Source organism: Aetokthonos hydrillicola CCALA 1050, assembly GCF_017591665.1.
In the GTDB taxonomy this organism is placed as follows: domain Bacteria; phylum Cyanobacteriota; class Cyanobacteriia; order Cyanobacteriales; family Nostocaceae; genus Aetokthonos; species Aetokthonos hydrillicola.
Genome location: NZ_JAAKGC010000222.1, coordinates 1 through 4,141, shown reverse-complemented (window position 1 = coordinate 4,141; position 4,141 = coordinate 1). Strand labels below are relative to the sequence as shown.

The following is a 4,141-nucleotide window of genomic DNA, read 5'->3' as shown; positions in this document are numbered from 1 at the left end:
CGTCACCGTACTGAAGATAAAACGTAAGCCAACCAAACCATCTCGCAGTTCCCAAAGAAAACGTCTTGATAGTAAAAGCAAGCGAGGACAGATTAAGTCTATCAGAAGGCAGGTTACCGACGAATAGCGATCGCAACCGCAGCGCTGCCCTAAGAGTGCAATCGCGCATCAGAGTATGCTAAAGTAACTATCGAAAATTAATTTTTTCGATAATTGAAATGCCGCCACAAACAGACAATCCCTTTGATATACCAGATGACCGTAATCTCTTATCAGAATGGCTAGCTAGTAAGCGCAATAAAAAGCTACGACACAATAAGGGTTAAACAGACGCAATGCCAGATTTTTCACTTTATGCGAGTGCAAGAAAGATTTAGTATTTCTTGCACTAATTTTTATGAAAACATGGATTTCTGCAAAATGTAAAAAATATTACATAAAAAAAGGAGTGTGTAATAAAAAAACTTTAGTTGTGGGTTTAACTTCTTCTTTTCCTAGCACCAGGAATACTCAGCCCTTGAACAGCACGGCGCTTAGTTTGCTCACCACGCCTATCATACCGAGCCGTCAAATCGGGGGAAGCATGACCAGCCAACTTCTGTACTGTAGAAATATCTACACCAGAATCAAGCAATTCAGTGATAAAAGTCCTGCGGAAGTCGTGAGCAGAAAAGTTCATCACCCCAGCTTCAGATCCACGTTTTTGTAAAATGAACAACACTGCTTGAGAAGTTAACCGTCGCAAAACCACACAACCAGCTTTATTAATATGACATAACAATGAACCACTAGCCTCACCTCTGACACCAAGCCAGTCAAGTACAATTGGGATTGCCACATCAGGCAAGTACACTGTTCTGTCTTTCCCTCCTTTAGCACCCTTGACTTTTATTCCACCAGAATTAGGGTCAAAATCTGACGAATTTAGAGCAACCACCTCACCCCTCCTTAACCCAGATCCACGCAGGATTGCTATCAAGGCAGCATCTCTATAACCTATAGGGGTAGGGTCATCAAAACACACCTGCATTAAAGCAGCAATTTCTGATTCACTTAAAGCCCGTCCCTGTAAATCTTTTGACCCTTTAACATTACGAATATCCACAGCATGGCTAAAGTCTCTCGCATCTATTAACTCTAGCCGCAGTGCTTCTTTTAAGACTCGCCTTAAGGCAGAAAGCATTTTATTGGTATAAGCCGGGGAATATTTCTCCATCAAAACAGCACGCACAGCAGCAGTATGTTTGTATCTCAGTGCTGCCCAATTGAGGGTAAGAGCATCACAGTAACCATTGGTTAAAAGTTGGGCTAAAGCATTCAAAGCTTGCTGCATCGCTGGACGAGAACCTCTTGAGAGTCCTGCTAAATAAACTGCTGCTGGGTGTTCAGTTAAAGGTAAAGGGGATGTCAGCATCAGTTCAACTGAAGGCAGAACGCGGTCTAAGTCTACAGTTGGTGAAAGGTTCTGCTCAGTTGGGTTTGAGGACATAAAACAACAATGGTTAGCGTTTTAAAGAGTTTTCCCTTGATAGCTGTCCTTAATGTACCAATTTGAGTGAGTTTACGCATCTACTTATCCGAAACAACGTTCTTGCTAGTTGTATTCTGATAAGTAATTCCGTAATTGTCCTTATTATAGGGAATAAAATAGATCATCCCCCTGTCCCGCAGAGTGCGATCTGCCGTAGGCGGCAGCGCTTCGCTATCGCCCGCTAAATTTCTTTAACCCAAGCTAAATATTGTTGATTAACATGAGTCTTCACATAACCTGCTTGTTGGCAGGCAGCAAAGAGCGCACCTCTTAGCCCCAAATGACTAACGTTAGGTAACTGCTTTTTAAGTTCTAGCAGTGCTACATGCTCAACAATCATAGAATCAGCTTCTTGTACAAGCTTTGCCGCAGCTTTGAGTTGAGGTGTTGTAGCATTCCTTTTTTTTCTCTCCCACAAAGGTTTACTCGTGTCGAATGTAAATAATGCAGTGAACTTGTGCAGCATATTCACAAATTCTTCTTTGCGGTAAAGCCAACCCCAACCACCACTTTTAAGATGCTTACTACTACGTTGATGGGCTTGTGCAATTAGCAGAATGACATGACCAAAGTCAAAGGCTAAGGAACTATTTATCGCCCATAATGAGCTGCGCGATCGCACCCAGCTAAAACGATAAATATTTTCATCTGCTGGTTCCAGCCTGATACGAAACTCTCTTGCATCAAAGACCCAAAGCAGATGACCAATTTCAGTATAAAACTGTTCGCGCCTGCATATCTCATTAACGCTGATACTGCTATGCTGAAACTCAACAATCAGCAATTTATTATCAGGTTGAGGTAAGCATAAATCTGCTCTATGTTTGTGCAAGCCATTGCACATAACAACTTCACGATACTCAAAAGCAAACATTTCTTGCCAGTTTAAGTGCCATTTGCTCATAAATCCTGCACTCGTTGTAGATTGCACCCTTAACTGGACAATAATGTTCAATAGCGATTGTTCACAACCGTGATCTGTTCCTACCGCAAAGCATCACTTCGCCCCAAGTCAGAATCTATAAGGGTGATACAGTCTTTTTGTTTTTCAGCTTAAGAGTGAGGTTAGGGCGAGAGTAATAGCGATGCTCCTTTATGAGCCGCCTGGATGCGATTGCGCGGAGCGCAGTGCCGAAGGCAATCGCATGGTACTCATCGTAAATTAGGGGTTGTTCTTCAAGCTGAAACTAGGGTAAATCAAGGTTTTCGACCATCATCTTTACAAAACTTTACAACGTGTCCCATTTTGCACACATCTCGGCGGCTAGTCTGATAGTATTCACCCAGTATTAAGCCAATCCCTCCAAAGCCAGAATATCATCCAGCGATCTCAGCTGAGCAGGGCTAATGATCACCAGTATCCCTACCTGCTTGTCCTGGTTGCGCTCCTTACGCTGTTTAACAAATTCCCCCGAACAGCCAACAACATACCCAGAAGAGTCATTCGCTAGTATACCAGACTCCGTGAGACAATCCAGGACTGCTCCCGTCATTATCTGATGCTAAATGGCTAGAATGTATACCCAGTAAAGTTTTTCACTTTATTTATGGTTTCTACAACGTACAAGTAGCTTTGGTATTCTACAACGTAAACAAGCTGTAGCTTAACGGTTCTTAACTAAGAATTGCAAACATATAGTGTTAGTCCAAACACTGCAGTTAAGGAGGGCAAATCTATTTATATTTTCGATAGTGATGGTTTGAGTTTCTCCAAAGGATATTCTGCTAGCATCTGGTCGAAGGATAGCCTTACGCCATCAACAGTAAAAACATACATTCTGCCGTCACTATCTTTTGTACTTGCTAGGACTAATCGTTGCTTATAGGCTAAATCAAACCACTGTTTGAAAATATCCCTTTCAACTTTATCCTGTGGAAGATTGTTTTCATTGGGCATCCAACCATCTTGTATTGCTCTGTTAAGCCAACCTCCAGGTCGTTCAATACTACCAAGCTTAAGCGCTTCTCTGAGTGCTTGTATAGCACTTAAAACAATTTCTTCTGATGTAGATTTAATAGCTTTGGTTAGAGTTGTATTAATCTTAACTCCAACAGAGTCTAGCTCCAATTTAATTTTATCACTGATATCTTTTCCCTGTATTCTTTTCTTATCTAAAGAAGTAACTTTAGCATCGATAGGCAGTGTAAAGCTAGTTGAAACTTGTCTAGAACTATGGCATTCGTATAATTGCTCTTTTAAAGAGCCGTTTTCTGTTTTAAGACTGCCAATTTCTAGTTCTAGTTCTTGGAGCAACCGTTGATTTTCTGTTTCGATTTTCGCTTTATCTTTCCTTAAGACTTCTAGTTGTTGTCGTAGGTTTGTAACTTCTAAAGCTATTCCTTGAATAACTTCTATATGTTCTCGTAAACCTCTGTTCTCAGCTTCTAGTTTTCTTAAGCGTTCTTTCAATGTTGTAGCTATAGATTTTTTTGACTCATCAGATGCACCCTGATTTAGTGGTATCCCAATTATAGCAGAATTTTGATTTCTAAGTCTATCAATCCGTTCCCTAAGAGATTCTTGTTTATAAAGGTAAGCAACTGATACACCCGCTGCTTCAGCTACCGTGTGAAAGTTAACCTTTTTCCCTGATTTCATCATTTGGGAGA

At 41.1% G+C, this 4,141-nt stretch carries 4 protein-coding genes and 1 pseudogene; 1 reads left to right on the top strand and 4 read right to left on the bottom strand.

Annotated features, from left to right (window positions below; genetic code table 11):
* Positions 1-127 (top strand): annotated as a pseudogene (locus G4P69_RS39755) (alternative ribosome rescue aminoacyl-tRNA hydrolase ArfB); the annotation flags it as partial.
* A gap of 351 nt (positions 128-478) precedes the next feature.
* On the opposite strand, the gene G4P69_RS35895 reads toward G4P69_RS39755, so the two are convergent.
* The 4 genes from G4P69_RS35895 to G4P69_RS35880 form a co-directional block, all read right to left on the bottom strand.
* Positions 479-1,414 (bottom strand): tyrosine-type recombinase/integrase, encoded by a 936-nt coding sequence (locus G4P69_RS35895; RefSeq protein WP_390693906.1) that lies wholly within the window; start codon positions 1,412-1,414, stop codon positions 479-481.
* A gap of 298 nt (positions 1,415-1,712) precedes the next feature.
* Positions 1,713-2,435: a competence protein CoiA family protein gene (locus G4P69_RS35890; protein WP_208340638.1), complete on the bottom strand. Its 723-nt coding sequence runs from the start codon at positions 2,433-2,435 to the stop codon at positions 1,713-1,715.
* A gap of 385 nt (positions 2,436-2,820) precedes the next feature.
* Positions 2,821-3,024 (bottom strand): hypothetical protein, encoded by a 204-nt coding sequence (locus tag G4P69_RS35885; RefSeq protein ID WP_208340636.1) that lies wholly within the window; start codon positions 3,022-3,024, stop codon positions 2,821-2,823.
* A 185-nt stretch (positions 3,025-3,209) separates the two neighbouring features.
* Positions 3,210-4,141 (bottom strand): DUF6262 family protein (locus tag G4P69_RS35880; RefSeq protein ID WP_208354691.1); only part of this gene is annotated, 932 nt, incomplete at its 5' end.

Excerpts from the sequence above, each read along its gene's own strand:
- G4P69_RS35895 (WP_390693906.1), bottom strand. The coding sequence starts at position 1,414 with ATGCTGACATCCCCTTTACCTTTAACTGAACACCCAGCAGCAGTTTAT.
- G4P69_RS35890 (WP_208340638.1), bottom strand. The coding sequence starts at position 2,435 with ATGAGCAAATGGCACTTAAACTGGCAAGAAATGTTTGCTTTTGAGTAT.
- G4P69_RS35885 (WP_208340636.1), bottom strand. The coding sequence starts at position 3,024 with ATGACGGGAGCAGTCCTGGATTGTCTCACGGAGTCTGGTATACTAGCG.